Origin of the sequence: Pseudomonas sp. CHM02 (assembly GCF_000612585.1) — a bacterium.
GTDB lineage: Bacteria > Pseudomonadota > Gammaproteobacteria > Pseudomonadales > Pseudomonadaceae > Aquipseudomonas.
In genome coordinates this window covers 1-16,542 of sequence record NZ_JFCA01000016.1, presented here as the reverse complement: position 1 = coordinate 16,542, position 16,542 = coordinate 1, and the positions used below count along the sequence as shown (strand labels likewise).

Below are 16,542 nucleotides of genomic sequence, written 5' to 3'. Positions count from 1 at the left end.
AGATGGCTTTGAAGGAGATGGCTTTGCAGGAAATCCAGGAGCAATACGTTGAGGCAATCCGGGTCTCGGGCTTAAGCATCCGCACCCGCAACGCGGACGAGATGACACCGTCCAGTGCGAAGATCGGCCTGTTGTGGCAGCGTTTTTTCAGTGAGGGGCTGTGCGAAAAGATTCCGGAGAAACGACCGAACTCGCCCGTCTATGGCGTGTACAGCCGCTATGAGTCGGATGCGAATGGCGCGTTTGATGTGACGGCGGGTGTCGCAACCGCTGAGCCGGCTGCCGGTTTTGAGAGCTTGGTGATAGAGGCCGGGCGCTACCTGGTATTTGAGGCCCGTGGCCAGATGCCGGACGCGATCATCAAGACCTGGCAGCAGATCTGGACTTGTTTCCAGCAGCCTGGCGCCCCAGCCCGTGCCTACGTCACCGACTTCGAGGTTTATCAGGCCGGCGATCTGGCATTCATCTATATCGGTGTTCGCTAAGGCTTGAACGCCTGCTCCCGCGCCAGCAACTGCTGTTTGCGCTCCACGCCCCAGCGATAGCCGGACAGGTCGCCATTACTGCGCACCACGCGGTGGCAAGGGATTGCCACCGCCAGGCTGTTAGCGCCACACGCTTGTGCCACCGCCCGGAAGGACTTCGGGGCGCCGATGCGCTCGGCGATCTGCGCGTAACTTGCCGTGCTGCCCGGCGGGATATCGCGCAAGGCTTGCCACACCCGTTCCTGAAAGGCCGTACCGCGCAGATCCAGCGGCAAGTCCAGGCCCAGCGCCGGCGCTTCGATAAACCCCACGACCTGTGCGACCAACTGTTCGAAGCGCGGATCGGCGCCCACCAGCTCGGCCTTGGGAAATTGGTCCTGCAGGTCGTGCACCAATTGGTCCGGGTCATCCCCCAGCAGAATTGCGCACACGCCACGGGCACTTTGCGCCACCAGAATCGCGCCCAGCGAGCACTGCCCGACGGCGAACAGGATCGCGTTGTGGGTGCCACCGGCCTTGTAGTCACTGGGCGTCATGCCGAGCAACTGATTGGCCGACGCATAAAAGCGGCTGCTGGAATTGAAACCGGCGTCATACAGCGCATCTGTCACCGAGTGCGCACCCTTGAGGCTATTGCGCACCTTGCGCGAACGGTGGGCGCTGGCGTAGCCCTTGGGGGTCAGGCCGGTGACGGCCTTGAATACACGATGAAAGTGGAAGGGACTCAGGTTGGCTTGCAGGGCCAGCGCGTTCAGGCTGGGCGCGGTTTCAGCCTGTTCGATATGGCGACAGGCGTCGGCCACCAATTGTGCATGGTGCGCCGCGAGCTGCGTTTGATCCCCGGCTGCGCGCTGGCTGGCGCGATAACCTGCGGCTTCGGCTTGTGCCGGCGTGTCGAAGAATTCGATATTTTCCGGGCGTGGCAGCCGCGAAGCGCTGCTGGGGCGGCAGTACACCCCGGTGGTTTTCACGCCGTAGACGAACAGCGCATCAGCCTGGGGATCTCGGGCCAGAATGGCGGCCCAGCGGGGGTCATGTTCGGTACTCATGGTCGGCACTCTTGACGGATCCTGGCCAGATTAGTCGTGCCGCGAGCGCCTGGCACTCTGAAACTTGCGGTCAAATCAACCGGCGGTGCGAAAAGTCAGGTTGATGCGCTGCGGGCCCATGACCGGGTGCACGCCTTCCTTGATCGGCATCACGCCGTGAAAGCGCAGGCGATCCACGCCGCCCCAGACCAGCACGTCACCATGGAACAGTGAGACTTTCTGGGGCTTGTCACTGCGCTCATGGCCGCCAAACAGGAAAATCGCTGGCAACCCGAGCGACACCGAGACCACCGGTTCGCTGTAGCGGCGCTCGTTTTTGTCCTGGTGCAGCGACATTTTGGCGCCTGGCACATAACGGTTGATCAGGCAGGCGTCAGGAGCAAAGTCGACAAAGCCGGCTTCTGCCGCCGCCACGACGGCCAACTGCCGCAAGGCGTCCGGCATCGGCGGCCAGGGCCGCTGGGTGCGTGGGTCGAGTGGCGCGTAGCGGTAGCCGGAGGTGTCGGTGGTCCAGCCCAGGTCGCCGCAGCTGCTTAATGCGGCTGACATGGTAAAGCCGCCGGGCGTGACCATTTGCCGAAACGGTGATTGGGCCAGCACCTGCCGTAGTTCCGGCAGAAGGCGCTCAATCCAGGGCAGGGCGTAACCCCTTAATACGTAGGACTGTTCGCCGATTTGCTCGCGCCCCGCAGGTTGCTGCAAGGCGTCATCGGCGAACAGGTCAGCGGTGGGGCCAGGCATCGGCTTACAGCGCCTTGCTCACATTGATGTCGGTGATTTCGTCACTGGCATCGTGAATCTTCGCCAGGGCTTGCTTGGCTTCTTCCGCGCTGTTGGTGTGCAGTTGAGCGAACTCGAAGCGACGTTCGCCGTTGAGCTTGTACTTGATCACGTATTTGGTGGTAGCGGTCACGGTGATTTCCTGTGGGGTATTCGGTTCAGCTCAATTTGGAGCTGGTACGCCGCACAATGCGGATCTTGTGGGACAACGCGGGTTTGCGGGTCACGCTGATTGCACGGCGCGTGACGACGTCCAAGGTGATGTTCCAGAAACCGGTGCTCGGTGCGGTGATTTTGGCAGGGAACTTGTCGAATGCGCCGCCGTGGTAGGTGTGGCGACCGCCGTTCTTGAAGCTACGAAAATTCGCGTCGCTCATCAGGCGAATATTACAAGTCTGCGAGCATTCGATGACAACAATGTCTCCCTCGTTGAGGTGCTCGCGCTGGTGGATGAATTTCATGAGGGTGTCTCCAGAAGGGCTTTTTCTGAAAAATCAGAACGATACGTAGGTTAAGATGGAGTTTATCAGCCCCAGCGCGTTTATTATCGGCCCGTATTCAACGACGTCGACAATTTAAAACAGTTATTTACCGAGTTATCAGGGATAAATCCTACGTGGGCGGGAGAAAAATACCATCCCCGCTGTCGTAGGGTCTTTATCGGAGGTTTTGTATGAAGTGGAGTGTGTTGGTTCTGGCCCTGGCGATTGGTGGATGTGCTTCGGTTGCAGATATCAAGCAGACCCCGCCGACCTTGGCGGTCATTTCCGGGAAGAAACCACAGGAATATGCCGCGTGTGTGGTGCAGAAACTGTCGGCGACCCGCCGGCCGCCGCAGATCGAGCCACATAAGGACGGTGGTGTGCAGGTAATCGTGCCGCAGAAATTTTCCGCCGACCCTTCGGCGATTTTCGAAATTGATGAGCGTTCCAGTGGCAGCAGCATCAAGCTCTACGAGAGCATGTCAAATGTGCCGATCCGTCCGGGTGACGTGAAGAAGGCAGGCGAAGAGTGCATTTCCGGCTGATAAGGCCCGTTCAACCCAGCGACTTCGATTCCGATAAAAGCCTGGCCCGACCCACGTGGGGCCGGGCTTTTTTTGTTGGCCAGCAGGCAGCGGCTGTGCGATCCAACCCGCAGAAGACGTGCCGACGGGGCAGGGCATCCGTTAAACTCTCGCCCCATCAATGCAAACATGCCGCGCAAACCTTCTGTTCGTGCGGCATTTGTCTTCTTCGGGAAATTTCATGAAGCGTGAACACGTCAGGGCCCGCCAGGCCGAAGGCCAGATAACGGCCACTCACATCATCCAGAACCCGGCCGACCTGGGCGAGTGGATCGTCTTCTTCAAGAAAAGCGGCGGCCGCAGTTTTTTCCTGGTGGACGATCAGGATGAAGTCGAGTCGTTCCCGCGTCTTGACGACCTGGTGGAGACCATTCGAGGCCTGGGTATCAAGTTCGCCGATATTCAGCTGTAAACGTAACGCCTACTTACAAACCACCACCACACTGCGGTTTTTGTAGTTGCCCACGTCCTGGCCCAGTGTCTTTTCACTTTCCTTGAGTGAAGGCGTGCCTTCGGTGCCGACGATACGGTAGCCGGTGCCCGCACAAGAAGCGTCGGCCTTTTCATAGCAACTGGCCCAGGAATTGGCTTCGCCGGAGCAGTCGATGGTCAGGCCTTGTTCGCCGTTTTTCAGGTAGACGTCAGAAGTGGTGGTGCACCCGGCGAGCGCCAGTACCGCAATCAGTGCCAGAATCTTGTTCATGTGTGTTCATCATCGAGGGTGTTGGAGGGGCGCTGACACTGTCGTGGGGCGTTTCGGCGAGATTATAGCGAACTGCCATCTACGTACAGGCAAACACAAAAAAGCCCCGGTCACCGGGGCTATTTGCGCAGGGCATTGATGCTTACTTGGTCTTGGGGCGTTTGCTCGAGGCATGGCCCGCTTCATCCACAAACACCTCTGCTACGGCGATTGCCTGGCTTTCGCTCGCGAATGCGCCAGCAACGCTGTCGCCGTGAAAGTTGATCAAGTGCCAACCGTCCGCTCGCTTGGTGATCAGGTAGCCGTTCACGCCTTTTGGTTCTGACATCTATCAAGTATCTCGTGGTCTGGTTCAAGGGCCTAATGATAGCGCCAAATGTCGCGAGGCCGCGCAAGTTATTCTAGGTCAGTGTTCTGGGTCCGAAAGCGTGCTAAAAAGGTTGCAGCCCTTTGAGAATCCGAGGTGCGGGCATTTTTTGCCGTGCCGGTGAAAACCCGCTGTGCAATTTGAGCGGAACTTACGCCGACATTTTTTCTCTATGATGACATCGCAACGCCAGCAGGACCCATTGTAAGGTGACTGCGGCCTGATTAGACTGCGCCGAATTCCGTACGCACAGCCCTTTGTAAGGACCCATATGATCAAGAAATGCTTGTTCCCAGCAGCCGGTTACGGCACTCGCTTCTTGCCAGCGACCAAGGCCATGCCCAAAGAGATGCTGCCGGTGGTGAACAAGCCACTGATTCAGTACGGCGTCGAAGAGGCACTGGATGCCGGTCTGAACGAGATCTCCATCGTCACCGGTCGCGGTAAGCGCGCGCTGGAAGACCACTTCGATATCAGCTACGAGCTGGAAAACCAGATCAAGGGCACCGACAAGGAAAAATACCTGGTCGGTATCCGCAAACTGCTCGACGAGTGCTCGTTCTCCTACACCCGTCAGACCCAGATGAAAGGCCTCGGCCACGCGATCCTGACCGGCCGCCCACTGATCGGTGACGAACCGTTCGCCGTGGTCCTGGCGGATGACTTGTGCGTGAACCTGGAAGGCGACGGTGTGCTGACCCAGATGGTCAAGCTCTACCAGAAATACCGCTGCACCATCGTTGCGGTGATGGAAGTGAACCCGACCGAAACCAACAAGTACGGCGTTATCGCCGGCGACGACATTGGCGATGGCCTGATCCGCGTACGTGACATGGTTGAAAAGCCGGCACCGGAAGACGCACCTTCCAACCTGGCGATCATCGGGCGCTACATCCTGACCCCGGATATCTTCAAGTTGATCGAAGAAACCGAGCCAGGCAAGGGTGGCGAGATCCAGATCACCGACGCCCTGCTCAAGCAAGCCAAAGACGGTTGCGTGATCGCCTACAAGTTCAAGGGCCAGCGTTTCGACTGCGGCGGTGCCGAAGGCTACATCGAAGCGACCAACTTCTGCTACGAACACTTCTACAAGACTGGCAAGGCTTACTGATTCACGGTGTAAGCAGTCCGCTCTAAAAAAGCCACCTTCGGGTGGCTTTTTCGTTTTTCAGCCCCATGTAAGTCGGTATGCTGATGTCCTGCCGAGGAGAGTGAAATGGCCTACGATTTTGACCTGTATGTAATTGGCGCCGGTTCCGGCGGTGTTCGCGCGGCGCGCTTTGCGGCGGGCTTTGGTGCCAAGGTGGCCGTGGCGGAAAGCCGCTACCTGGGCGGCACCTGCGTCAACGTCGGCTGCGTGCCGAAAAAGCTGCTGGTGTACGGAGCACATTTTGCCGAAGACTTTGAGCAAGCCAGCGGTTTTGGCTGGTCGCTGGGCGAGGCGAATTTTGACTGGGCGACCTTGATCGCCAACAAGGACCGCGAGATCAATCGCCTCAACGGCATCTACCGCAACCTGCTGGTCAACAGCGGCGTGACCCTGCATGAGGGGCATGCGCGCGTGGTTGATCCGCATCAGGTCGAGATCAATGGCGAGCGCTTCACCGCCAAGCACATTCTGATTGCTACCGGTGGCTGGCCGCAGATTCCGGAGATTCCAGGGCGTGAACACGCGATTGGCTCCAATGAAGCGTTCTTCCTCAAGGAGCTGCCCAAGCGCGTGTTGGTCGTCGGGGGTGGTTATATTGCCGTCGAGTTCGCCGGGATCTTCCACGGCCTGGGTGCGCAGACAACCCTGCTGTATCGCGGCGATTTGTTCCTGCGCGGCTTCGACGGTTCGGTGCGCACGCACCTGAAGGAAGAGCTGACCAAGCGCGGCCTGGACCTGCAATTCAATGCCGACATCGAGCGCATCGACAAGCAGGCCGACGGCAGCCTCAAGGCGACGCTGAAAGACGGCCGCGTGCTGGAAGCCGACTGCGTGTTCTACGCCACCGGGCGTCGTCCGATGCTGGATAACCTGGGGTTGGAGAACACGGGCGTCAAGCTCGACAAGCGTGGCTTCGTTGAGGTCGATGACCTGTACCAGACCGCTGAATCATCGATCCTGGCCATCGGCGACGTGATCGGCCGCGTGCAACTGACGCCGGTTGCCCTGGCCGAAGGCATGGCGGTGGCGCGCCGCCTGTTCAAGCCTGAACAGTATCGCCCGGTGGATTACGCGATGATCCCGACGGCGGTGTTCAGCCTGCCGAACATCGGCACCGTGGGCCTGAGCGAAGAGGAAGCAAAAGAGAAGGGTCACAAGGTGCAGATTTTTGAAAGCCGCTTCCGGCCGATGAAACTGACCCTGACCGAGTGCCAGGAAAAGACCCTGATGAAACTGGTGGTCGACGCCGACACCGACAAAGTGTTGGGTTGCCACATGGTCGGTCCGGATGCGGGTGAAATCGTGCAGGGCCTGGCGATCGCGCTCAAGGCGGGCGCGACCAAGCAGCATTTCGATGAAACCATCGGCGTGCATCCCACGGCGGCGGAAGAGTTCGTCACCATGCGCACGCCCGTAGCGGGCTGAATCAGGCTTTGGGGGTTGCCTCTGGCGCCGTTGCAACGGCGGCCGCCAGGCGCAATGCCTCGATACTGGCCTGGGCCTTGATCAACTCCAGTTCCAGGCTCTTGTTGTTGCGCTGGTGTTCGGTCAGCGCTTCCTGGCGTGACTGGCTCTCCAGCACGGCCACCCGTAGGCGTTCCTGAAGCAAGGTGCGCTCGCTGTCTATCAGGCCGACCTGTTCGCTCAGCTTGAGTTGCTGGGCTTGATCCTTGCGGGACTGTTCCTGCAAGGCGGCCAACTCCTTCGCGGTCACCCGATGTTCGATCAACAGGCGCTCGTTGTCGCGATGCAGTTGGGTGATCTCATCCTGACGCACCATGGCGCTTTGCTGTGCCTGGCGCAATTCGGCCTGGACCTGCTGCAACTGGCCTTCGTGGCGGCGCTGTTCCTGCTCGCGCTGCTCCTTGATTGCATTGCGGTAATGCTCCAGGGCGTCTCGGGCATGCAGGTGCTTTTCTTCCAGCGAACGAATCTGTTCGTCCTTGTCGTTGATCCGTAACTCGTAATCGCTGCACGCCTGGCTCAGCCCGGCGTTACGGGTTTGTTCGGTCTGCAGGCTGGTGCTGGCGGTGTGCAGGGCAGCGCTTTCTTCTGCCAGGGCTGCGGCCTGGATATCAAGCTGTTGCTTGAGCTGCCCATGAGCGTCTTCGAGCGCTTCTATCTGGGCGAGCAGGGCGGCTTTTTGCTGTTCGAACTGTGCCAGGGCCAGGTCGATTGGCTCCTGGGCCTTGTCTTTCAGGCGCTGGGCCAGGCGTGCGACCAGTTCGCCAAGTTCGTCGTCGATCGGCGCCTCAGTGATGGTGACGCGGGTTTCGCTGTCGTCCAGCTCTTTCAAATAGCGATGAATCGTGGTTTTCGAACCGGTGTTGCCCATTTCGATGCGTACAGCGTCGATGCTGGGGTTTTCGCCACGGGCGAGGATCGCCAGGCGTGCCGTTTGAACTACTGCTTTATTGATGCCGCCGCGAGCCATGGGGTCTCCGTCGATTTCGTAGTGTGGTACGTGGTATGTATATACGTACTGTAACAAGAATAAAAATCTGTTTAAATTCATAGTTTAACAGATGGGATATTGGCGTATTATCCCGTGTCATGCGCATTTAATCCGCGAAAGTACCCGCCAGCAGTACGAATAGGCCTCCCATGAGCGATCTGGATCGTTACCTCAACGCCGCTACCCGCGATAACACGCGGCGTAGCTATCGCGCGGCCATCGAGCATTTCGAAGTGAGTTGGGGAGGTTTCCTGCCGGCGACCAGCGACAGCGTGGCGCGGTACCTGGTCGCTCATGCCGGAGTGCTGGCTGTCAACACCTTGAAGCTGCGGCTCTCTGCGTTGGCGCAGTGGCACACGAGCCAGGGTTTTCCCGACCCGACCAAGGCGCCGGTGGTGCGCAAGGTGCTCAAGGGCATCCGTGCCGTGCACCCGGCGCAGGAGAAACAGGCCGAACCCTTGCAGCTCAAGCATCTGGAGCAGGTGGTGGCGTCTCTTGACGTTGAGGCGAAAGAGGCGGCGCAGGCACAGGACCCGCCGCGGTTGCTGCGCGCCAAGCGTGACACCGCACTGATCCTGCTGGGCTTCTGGCGTGGCTTCCGTAGCGATGAGCTGTGCCGTCTCGACATCGAGCATGTGCAGGCTACGCCCGGTGCGGGCATCAGCCTGTACCTGCCGCGCAGCAAAAGCGACCGCGACAACCTCGGCAAGACCTACCACACCCCGGCGCTGTTACGCCTGTGCCCGGTACAGGCCTACAGCGAGTGGCTCAGCGCCTCGGCATTGGTGCGGGGCCCGGTGTTCCGAGGCATCGATCGCTGGGGCAACCTGGGGGAGGAGGGCTTGCACCCCAACAGCGTGATCCCGTTGCTGCGCCAGGCGCTGGAGCGCGCCGGCATCCCTGCCGAGCAATACACCAGCCACTCACTGCGTCGCGGTTTTGCCACCTGGGCTCATCGCAGCGGCTGGGATCTCAAGTCGTTGATGAGTTACGTCGGCTGGAGCGACATGAAATCCGCCATGCGCTATGTTGAAGCGACGCCCTTTCTTGGCATGACCTTGGCGACCCAGCCGCTGCTTTGAGATTTCTTCTATTAATACAGTCACCTGATAGGGAAAACCAATCGTCAGCATCAGGTTTGCCAATGAGCCATCGGCCGAGAGAGTGGGTAGGATTCACTTCATCAACTTCTTCACCCCTTCTACAAAACCTGACGGAGAGTCAACGATGCCTATCATCAACAGCCAAGTAAAACCGTTCAAAGCTACCGCCTACAAAAACGGCAACTTCGTAGATGTGTCCGACGCTGACCTGAAAGGCAAGTGGTCCGTTGTGTTCTTCTACCCAGCCGACTTCACCTTCGTTTGCCCAACCGAGCTGGAAGACCTGGCTGACAACTACGCCGAATTCCAGAAACTGGGCGTCGAAATCTACAGCGTTTCCACCGACACTCACTTTGCCCACGCTGCCTGGCACAACACTTCGCCAGCCATCGGCAAGATCCAGTACACCATGATCGGCGACCCAACCCTGACCATCTCCCGCAACTTCGACGTACTGATCGAAGAAGCTGGCCTGGCAGACCGCGGTACTTTCGTGATCAACCCAGAAGGTCAGATCAAGATCGTTGAACTGAATGACGGTGGTGTTGGCCGTGACGCTTCCGAGCTGCTGCGCAAAATCAAGGCCGCTCAATACGTCGCTGCCCACCCAGGCGAAGTCTGCCCAGCCAAGTGGAAAGAAGGCGAAGCCACCCTGGCTCCGTCCCTGGACCTGGTCGGCAAGATCTAAGTCTGTGAAGTCTCAAGGGCGGGAATCCGCACTTAAGTAAGCTGCATCCGCCCCCAAAAACGCCCGGGCGAGATTCGCTCGGGCGTTTTTTTGTCTGCAATAAACCGAATTAATAGGAAATCGCCCGTATGTTGGACGCCAATCTTAAAGCTCAGTTGAAGTCATACCTGGAACGGGTCACCCAGCCGATCGAGATCGTCGCCTCCCTCGACGACGGTGCGAAATCCCAGGAAATGCTTGCTCTTTTGCAGGACGTTGTCAGCCTCACTACGCTGATTACCCTGAAAACCGATGGCGATGATGCGCGCAAGCCTTCGTTCTCCATCAACCGCCCGGGTGCCGATATCAGCCTGCGTTTTGCCGGCATCCCCATGGGCCATGAATTCACTTCGCTGGTGCTGGCCCTGCTGCAAGTCGGTGGCCACCCGTCGAAGGCCAGTGTCGAAGTGATCGAGCAGATCCGCGCCCTCAAAGGCGAGTTCAGCTTCGAGACCTACTTCTCGTTGTCGTGCCAGAACTGCCCGGACGTGGTCCAGGCATTGAACCTGATGGCCGTGCTCAACCCGAACATCCGCCACGTCGCCATCGATGGCGCGCTGTTCCAGGCTGAAGTCGATGAGCGCCAGATCATGGCGGTGCCCAGCGTTTACTTGAACGGTGTGAACTTCGGCCAGGGCCGTATGGGTTTGGAAGAAATCCTCGCCAAGCTCGACACCAGCGGCATTGAAAAAGCCGCCGAGAAAATCAGCGCCAAAGACGCTTTTGATGTCCTCGTCGTCGGTGGTGGCCCCGCCGGTTCTTCGGCGGCGATCTACGCGGCACGTAAAGGCATCCGTACCGGCGTCGCTGCCGAGCGTTTTGGTGGGCAGGTGCTGGACACCATGTCCATCGAGAACTTCATCTCGGTACAGGAAACCGAAGGCCCGAAACTGGCCAGCGCCCTGGAAACCCACGTACGCCAGTACGACGTGGACATCATGAACCTGCAGCGTGCCAGCAGCCTGATCCCGGCGAAAAATGCCGGTGACCTGCACGAGATTCGCTTCGAAAGCGGTGCGACTCTCAAGTCCAAGACCGTGATCCTGGCCACCGGCGCACGCTGGAGAGAAATGGGTGTGCCCGGTGAGCAGGAATACAAGGCCAAAGGCGTCTGCTTCTGCCCACACTGCGATGGCCCGTTGTTCAAAGGCAAGCGTGTCGCGGTGATCGGCGGCGGTAACTCCGGCGTGGAAGCGGCCATCGACCTGGCGGGTATCGTCAGCCATGTCACTTTGCTCGAGTTCGACAGCAAACTGCGCGCCGATGCCGTGTTGCAGCGCAAGCTCTACAGCCTGCCGAACGTTGACGTGATCACCAGCGCGCTGACCAGTGAAGTGAAAGGCGATGGCCAGAAAGTCACCGGCCTGGCATACAAGGATCGCGACAGCGGCGAGTTCAAGACCATCGACCTGGAAGGCATCTTTGTGCAGATCGGTTTGCTGCCCAACACCGATTGGCTCAAAGGCACCGTAGAGCTGACACCGCGCGGCGAGATCATCGTCGATGCGCGTGGCGAGACTTCACTGCCGGGTGTGTTCGCCGCCGGTGACGTCACGACGGTGCCGTACAAGCAGATCGTGATTGCGGTGGGCGAGGGCGCCAAGGCTTCCCTGAGCGCTTTCGATCACCTGATCCGCACCTCCGCCCCGGCGTAATACCGAGCCCGGAAATGAAAAACCCCATGAGCGATCATGGGGTTTTTTGTTTACAGCGGCGCTGGCTGGATAATCTCGACCCAGTACGCATCCGGGTCCTTGATGAAGGCCAGGCTCTTCATGCGGCCGTCGGTCAGGCGCTTTTGGAAGTCGCAGCCCAGGGCCTCGAAACGCTCACATGCAGCGACGATATCCGGTACCGAGATGCAGATATGGCCAAAGCCGCGCGGGTCGGTATTGCCATTGTGGTAGGCGAAGTCGGCGTCGTTTTCGGTGCCGTGGTTGTGGGTCAGTTCCAGGATGCCTGGGATCGACTTCATCCACTGGGTACGTTCGGCGGCGTCAGCCGGGATCTGGGATTTGTCCACCAGGGCCAGGAAGTACAGGCTGAATTCGGCTTCCGGGAAGTCACGTTTTTCAACCAGGGAAAAGCCCAGGACGCGGGTGTAGAAGTCCAGCGACTTGGTGATGTCCTTGACCCGCAGCATGGTGTGGTTGAACACGAAGTTGGCGGTGGCGGTGTCAGGTTGGGCGGTGACGCCCGGGAAAGTGTTCAGTTCGTGCAGGCTCATGGGCCCTCCAGAAAAAATGGGGCAAACGCAGCTCTAAAATGTGAGCGGTTCCTTGGCTTGCGGCTGGCATCCGTGCAGCCGGACCATGATACGCAAGGCTCGCCCTGTGCGCCAAATGAAAAAGCCCACGCAGGCCTTGCGGCCCATAGCTGCCGGGGCTCAAACTTTGTTCCTTGGACCTTGGGTGTTTTTCGTAATGATCGAACTTCGTAAACCGCTGTTGAGTGCTGTGTGCTTGCTGTTGGCCAGCCCCCTGGTGATGGCGGCCGACCCTGAAATTCATTGGCCCAGCGGCTGGCAGGTCGAAGAAGTCGTGCCCGACGATGAGGCGCCAGTCGCGCCACAGCCGGTGTCTCGGCAACGGGCCATCAAGAATGATGAAAATGGTGCGACCTTGATGGTCATCGAGTTGACCGGAACACCCATTGAAGCGGGCCATAAGGTTAATCTCCAGGGGGTATTGCTGGAGATGCGCAAGTCCATTCAGAAAGACTTCGCCCAAGGAGGTTATCAAAGTGTGTGCAGCAAGATGCACCCTACAACATTGAGCCGCCTTGATGCGCTGGAAACTACGTGTGTGATTACCGAAAACGGGCGTCACGTGCTTTCGCAAACATTGGTGGGGGCGGTTGATACCGATAAGGCCTATGTTTTTTCATACGCTGGGCAGGCGGATGCGTACGACGCCAGCAAGGATGAAGTCAGTTCGGTGCGCGATAGCCTGAAACTTTAAGTGTTTAATTTCTGTCGATTTTGAACATTATGAAACGTTATTTAAGTTCGGTTTCGAACAGTTGAATAAAAAAAGCCCCGCATAAGCGGGGCTCTTTATTAGTGCAGCCGATCAGCCGCGAAGCCACGAATCTACAGTGGCGGCGCCGTACTGTTCTTTCCAGGCCTTGAGGCCGCGGTGGTTGCCGCCTTTGGTTTCAATCAACTCACCGGTGTGCGGGTTCTGGTAAACCTTGACCACACGAGCGCGGCGCTGTTTTGGTGCGGTAGCGGCAGTAGCGCTGGACTTGCCCAGGTTCGGATCAAGGATGGAAATAATGTCGCGCAGGCCTTTGCCATAGGTCTTCATCAGGGCTTGAAGCTTTTCTTCGAATTCGATTTCTTTCTTCAGGCCGGCGTCGTTCTTCAGGGATTCCAGCTGGGCAAGCTGCTCTTGAAGGGCTTTTTCTGCTGCGCGAAATTCGGCGAGTCTGGACAAAATCTGTACTCCAATAGTGTATTTGGCTGATATCAACTGCAGACAAAGCTATAAGCCAAGCGCTTTAAGGCGACTCAAGAAAGAAGCCGTCCCGCGAGTTCTGCACAGGCAGGAAAAATTGTAGTAGTTAATTTGCCACGAGTAAATCATGTCTTTTGTTTGAACAACATTATTTCAGCCCAGGTAGTGCATGGCTATTCAATGGCTGCCCAGGGATTTAATAAATTCATCGCAGGGTAAAGGTTTTCCAAACAGGTAGCCCTGCAGGAAATCCACGCCTTGAGCCGCCAGGTAGTCGCACTGTTCCGCGGTTTCCACACCTTCTGCAACGATGCCCAAGTCGAGCTTGCCGGACAGTTCTATGATGCTGTCCAGAATATGCCGTGATAGTGCATCGGCACCAATCATGGCGACAAAACTCTGGTCGATCTTCAAGTAGTCCACGTTGAAGTTGCGCAAGTAGCCCAGGCTGGAATGGCCGGTGCCAAAGTCATCAATGGCGATCATCACCCCCAGTTGGTGCAAGGCGTCGAACAGTTGGCGGGTGATGTCGGTGGGTTCGATCAACTCACGTTCGGTCAACTCCAGCACCAGGGTCACCTGGCCCACGGAAAAGGCGGCGAGAAACTCACGGCAGTCATCCACCAGCGCCAAATCCTGGCAGTGGCGCGCCGTGATGTTCACGCCGATATGAAACCCAGGGCTGAAGCGCGCTGCATGGGGTGCCAATTGCGCAGCGGTCTGGCGCAGCAGGGCGCGGGTCATCGGCACGATCAGGCCCGAATGCTCGGCCAGGGGGATAAACAAATCCGGGCGCACCAAGCCTTCTTTAGGGTGTCGCCAGCGCATCAGTACTTCACAACCTGCCCACTCACGGGTATCGCCGCGTACAACGGGCTGGAAATACGGAATGAATTCATTGGCCCCCAATGCGCGCTGCAGCTCGTGGGTCGGGGCCGAAGAGCGTTTCTGCAGCCAATGGGCCAACACGCCCGCGAGCACCCCAAAGAACACCACCAGGCTGAACAAAGCCGGGTAGCGGGCCTGCATGTAGCGCCACACTTCGCCGGCCGGCATGCCGACGTCGACGCTGTAGTGATAGCGCTCGGACACTAACTGATGATGGGCCACCGCAAACACCGGCACGGCGGTGTCATGCACCTTGCCATCAGCGCCCAGCCAATTTGGACCGACTTGCAGCACCAAGTGTGCGTAGCGGCTGATCAGGCGCAGGGCGTTGGTCAGGTGGAAGCCATCAATCGACGCAAAAGCAGCCTTGTCGCCGTCAACCAGTCGGTAGACCAACAGCGCGGTATCCGGTGTCACCGGGTTGCCATTCATCAACCATAACTTGCCGTCGACATAGTCGTCCGGGTTGACCGGCGATTCGTAGTTGTCACCAAACAGTGAGCTGCAATAGATGTTTTTTTGCCAGGACAAGGTCGTTGCACGCACGAACGGCCGGCGTGTGACTTGTTCGCGCAAGGCCAGTTGTGCACCGTTATCACAGGGCTGCCCCGCCAACGGCAGCAAGGCCTGGGCGGCGAGGGCGGTGTTGTCGAGCATCAGGTCGAACTGGCGCACCGCTTCCTGCGCGGTCTGGGCGGTGCTCAGTTGCAGGGTGCGTTCGGCCTGCCAATGCAGGATGACGACGCCGAGCGCAATCGGCAGCAACCCACTGAGAACGGTGATCACGTAGCGAGTGGCGCGTTTTCGCGGGCCGTTGACGGTCAGGGGCATGAAGGAAACGGCCTGTTGCAGAGGTCAGATTCCGTCGATGATAGTTGGCTCGGCGCAAATAAGCTCGCGCTCCACACACTGAACGATGCCGGGCATCTTCCCGCGCAATAAACCCCTTGCGCGGGCCAAGGCAAGGGGATTTGATAAGAGTACGGACAAACACGGTTACGCTGTGTAGAATCGATTTACGCATACAAGAATATGGACTTGCGCTCACGCAAGCCTAAGCCGTCAGAGACTGATGTAACCATGAAGCTACTCGGCTCCCCCCTCATCTTTGGTGACTTCCTCGCCCGCAGCGTGCGAGGCCTCTCCTGTGCGCCGCCCGTGCTCCTCATCCTTGCTGGCAACTGAAACCTTCACACACAAGAATGATGAGGCGCCAAATCATGGCAGATCTATACGAAAACCCAATGGGCCTGATGGGCTTTGAATTTATCGAATTCGCGTCGCCGACGCCGGGCACCCTGGAGCCGATCTTCGAGATCATGGGCTTCACCAAGGTCGCGACCCACCGTTCCAAGAACGTGCACCTGTACCGCCAGGGCGAGATCAACCTGATCCTCAACAACGAACCCAACAGCATCGCCTCCTACTTTGCGGCCGAACACGGCCCGTCGGTGTGTGGCATGGCGTTTCGCGTCAAGGATTCGCAAAAAGCCTACCACCGTGCCCTGGAGTTGGGTGCGCAGCCGATCCACATCGAAACCGGCCCGATGGAGCTGAACCTGCCGGCGATCAAGGGTATCGGCGGTGCGCCGCTCTACCTGATCGACCGTTTCGGCGAAGGCAGCTCGATCTACGATATCGACTTCGTCTACCTCGAAGGCGTGGAGCGCCATCCGCAAGGCGCAGGCCTGAAGGTCATCGACCACCTGACCCACAACGTCTATCGCGGCCGCATGGTCTACTGGGCCAACTTCTACGAGAAGCTGTTCAACTTCCGTGAAGCCCGTTACTTCGACATCAAGGGTGAGTACACCGGGCTGACCTCCAAGGCCATGAGCGCCCCGGACGGCATGATTCGCATCCCGCTCAACGAAGAGTCGTCCAAAGGCGCCGGGCAGATCGAAGAGTTCCTGATGCAGTTCAACGGTGAAGGCATCCAGCACGTGGCGTTCCTCACCGACGACCTGGTCAAGACCTGGGACGCGCTGAAGAAGATCGGCATGCGCTTCATGACCGCGCCGCCGGACACCTACTACGAAATGCTCGAAGGCCGCCTGCCGAACCACGGCGAGCCGGTGGATCAACTGCAAGCGCGCGGCATCCTGCTGGATGGTTCTTCCGTCGAAGGCGACAAGCGCCTGCTGCTGCAGATCTTCTCCGAGACCCTGATGGGCCCGGTGTTCTTCGAATTCATCCAGCGCAAGGGCGATGATGGGTTTGGCGAGGGCAACTTCAAGGCCCTGTTCGAATCCATCGAGCGTGACCAGGTGCGTCGCGGTGTATTGACCGCCGACTAAGCGTAAAAAAGCCC

Annotated in this window: 20 protein-coding genes; 10 read left to right on the top strand and 10 right to left on the bottom strand. The window is 58.7% G+C overall.

What is annotated here, in order from left to right:
• Positions 1–2: 2 nt before the first annotated feature.
• Positions 3–485: a GyrI-like domain-containing protein gene (locus BM70_RS0110765; protein WP_256220889.1), complete on the top strand. Its 483-nt coding sequence runs from the start codon at positions 3–5 to the stop codon at positions 483–485.
• On the opposite strand, the gene ada is transcribed toward BM70_RS0110765, so the two are convergent.
• The 4 genes from ada to BM70_RS0110745 all read right to left on the bottom strand — a co-directional run bounded on the left by ada (position 482) and on the right by BM70_RS0110745 (position 2,775).
• Entirely contained in the window at positions 482–1,534 is a 1,053-nt protein-coding gene (ada, locus tag BM70_RS0110760) for a bifunctional DNA-binding transcriptional regulator/O6-methylguanine-DNA methyltransferase Ada (protein ID WP_025856015.1), read from the bottom strand. The two genes, BM70_RS0110765 and ada, sit on opposite strands and share 4 nt — an antisense overlap.
• Before the next feature lie 75 nt (positions 1,535–1,609).
• Positions 1,610–2,275, bottom strand: a complete 666-nt coding sequence (gene alkB, locus BM70_RS0110755) for a DNA oxidative demethylase AlkB (protein WP_025856014.1) — start codon at positions 2,273–2,275, stop codon at positions 1,610–1,612.
• Positions 2,276–2,279: 4 nt separating this feature from the next.
• Positions 2,280–2,447 carry a hypothetical protein gene (locus BM70_RS33330; RefSeq protein ID WP_177326550.1) on the bottom strand — a complete coding sequence of 56 codons (168 nt, stop codon included), beginning with the start codon at positions 2,445–2,447 and terminating at the stop codon, positions 2,280–2,282.
• Positions 2,448–2,472: 25 nt separating this feature from the next.
• Positions 2,473–2,775, bottom strand: coding sequence for a DUF1883 domain-containing protein (locus BM70_RS0110745; protein ID WP_003191319.1), 303 nt, complete (start codon positions 2,773–2,775; stop codon positions 2,473–2,475).
• 212 nt (positions 2,776–2,987) lie between these two features.
• On the opposite strand from BM70_RS0110745, the gene BM70_RS0110740 reads away from it, so the two are divergent.
• Together BM70_RS0110740 and BM70_RS0110735 are read left to right on the top strand one after the other, a co-directional pair.
• Complete coding sequence (locus BM70_RS0110740; RefSeq protein WP_012724161.1) at positions 2,988–3,341, top strand: hypothetical protein; 354 nt, start codon at positions 2,988–2,990, stop codon at positions 3,339–3,341.
• Positions 3,342–3,561: 220 nt separating this feature from the next.
• Positions 3,562–3,792 (top strand): hypothetical protein, encoded by a 231-nt coding sequence (locus BM70_RS0110735; protein ID WP_025856013.1) that lies wholly within the window; start codon positions 3,562–3,564, stop codon positions 3,790–3,792.
• A 9-nt stretch (positions 3,793–3,801) separates the two neighbouring features.
• Here BM70_RS0110735 and BM70_RS0110730 read toward each other — a convergent pair whose 3' ends face one another.
• The gene (locus tag BM70_RS0110730; protein WP_025856012.1) at positions 3,802–4,083 is read right to left on the bottom strand and encodes a hypothetical protein; all 282 of its coding nucleotides are present in this window, start codon (positions 4,081–4,083) and stop codon (positions 3,802–3,804) included.
• A 142-nt stretch (positions 4,084–4,225) separates the two neighbouring features.
• Positions 4,226–4,411, bottom strand: coding sequence for a hypothetical protein (locus BM70_RS0110725; protein ID WP_025856011.1), 186 nt, complete (start codon positions 4,409–4,411; stop codon positions 4,226–4,228).
• A 310-nt stretch (positions 4,412–4,721) separates the two neighbouring features.
• Between BM70_RS0110725 and galU the strand changes: the two genes are divergently transcribed.
• Complete coding sequence (galU, locus tag BM70_RS0110720; RefSeq protein WP_003173830.1) at positions 4,722–5,561, top strand: UTP--glucose-1-phosphate uridylyltransferase GalU; 840 nt, start codon at positions 4,722–4,724, stop codon at positions 5,559–5,561.
• Positions 5,562–5,666: 105 nt separating this feature from the next.
• Positions 5,667–7,025 carry a glutathione-disulfide reductase gene (gorA, locus tag BM70_RS0110715; protein ID WP_025856010.1) on the top strand — a complete coding sequence of 453 codons (1,359 nt, stop codon included), beginning with the start codon at positions 5,667–5,669 and terminating at the stop codon, positions 7,023–7,025.
• 1 nt (position 7,026) lies between these two features.
• On the opposite strand, the gene BM70_RS0110710 is transcribed toward gorA, so the two are convergent.
• A complete protein-coding gene (locus BM70_RS0110710; protein ID WP_025856009.1) occupies positions 7,027–8,034 on the bottom strand; it encodes a DNA-binding protein in 1,008 nt (335 codons plus the stop codon).
• A 170-nt stretch (positions 8,035–8,204) separates the two neighbouring features.
• Between BM70_RS0110710 and BM70_RS0110705 the strand changes: the two genes are divergently transcribed.
• The 3 genes from BM70_RS0110705 (at position 8,205) to ahpF (ending at position 11,540) form a co-directional block, all read left to right on the top strand.
• Complete coding sequence (locus BM70_RS0110705; RefSeq protein WP_025856008.1) at positions 8,205–9,137, top strand: site-specific integrase; 933 nt, start codon at positions 8,205–8,207, stop codon at positions 9,135–9,137.
• A gap of 145 nt (positions 9,138–9,282) precedes the next feature.
• The gene (gene ahpC, locus BM70_RS0110700) at positions 9,283–9,846 is read left to right on the top strand and encodes an alkyl hydroperoxide reductase subunit C (RefSeq protein WP_010210361.1); all 564 of its coding nucleotides are present in this window, start codon (positions 9,283–9,285) and stop codon (positions 9,844–9,846) included.
• 128 nt (positions 9,847–9,974) lie between these two features.
• Positions 9,975–11,540, top strand: a complete 1,566-nt coding sequence (ahpF, locus tag BM70_RS0110695; RefSeq protein WP_025856007.1) for an alkyl hydroperoxide reductase subunit F — start codon at positions 9,975–9,977, stop codon at positions 11,538–11,540.
• 50 nt (positions 11,541–11,590) lie between these two features.
• Here ahpF and gloA read toward each other — a convergent pair whose 3' ends face one another.
• Positions 11,591–12,112, bottom strand: coding sequence for a lactoylglutathione lyase (gene gloA / locus BM70_RS0110690; RefSeq protein ID WP_025856006.1), 522 nt, complete (start codon positions 12,110–12,112; stop codon positions 11,591–11,593).
• 196 nt (positions 12,113–12,308) lie between these two features.
• Between gloA and BM70_RS0110685 the strand changes: the two genes are divergently transcribed.
• Positions 12,309–12,845 (top strand): DUF4946 domain-containing protein, encoded by a 537-nt coding sequence (locus tag BM70_RS0110685; protein ID WP_025856005.1) that lies wholly within the window; start codon positions 12,309–12,311, stop codon positions 12,843–12,845.
• A gap of 111 nt (positions 12,846–12,956) precedes the next feature.
• Here BM70_RS0110685 and BM70_RS0110680 read toward each other — a convergent pair whose 3' ends face one another.
• Together BM70_RS0110680 and BM70_RS0110675 are read right to left on the bottom strand one after the other, a co-directional pair.
• On the bottom strand, positions 12,957–13,322 hold the full coding sequence (locus BM70_RS0110680) for a histone-like nucleoid-structuring protein, MvaT/MvaU family (RefSeq protein WP_025856004.1): 366 nt from the start codon (positions 13,320–13,322) through the stop codon (positions 12,957–12,959).
• 198 nt (positions 13,323–13,520) lie between these two features.
• Positions 13,521–15,062: an EAL domain-containing protein gene (locus tag BM70_RS0110675; RefSeq protein ID WP_025856003.1), complete on the bottom strand. Its 1,542-nt coding sequence runs from the start codon at positions 15,060–15,062 to the stop codon at positions 13,521–13,523.
• Positions 15,063–15,451: 389 nt separating this feature from the next.
• Here BM70_RS0110675 and hppD point away from each other — a divergent pair, with 389 nt between their 5' ends.
• Positions 15,452–16,528, top strand: a complete 1,077-nt coding sequence (gene hppD / locus BM70_RS0110670) for a 4-hydroxyphenylpyruvate dioxygenase (protein WP_025856002.1) — start codon at positions 15,452–15,454, stop codon at positions 16,526–16,528.
• The last annotated feature ends 14 nt before the right edge of the window (positions 16,529–16,542 follow it).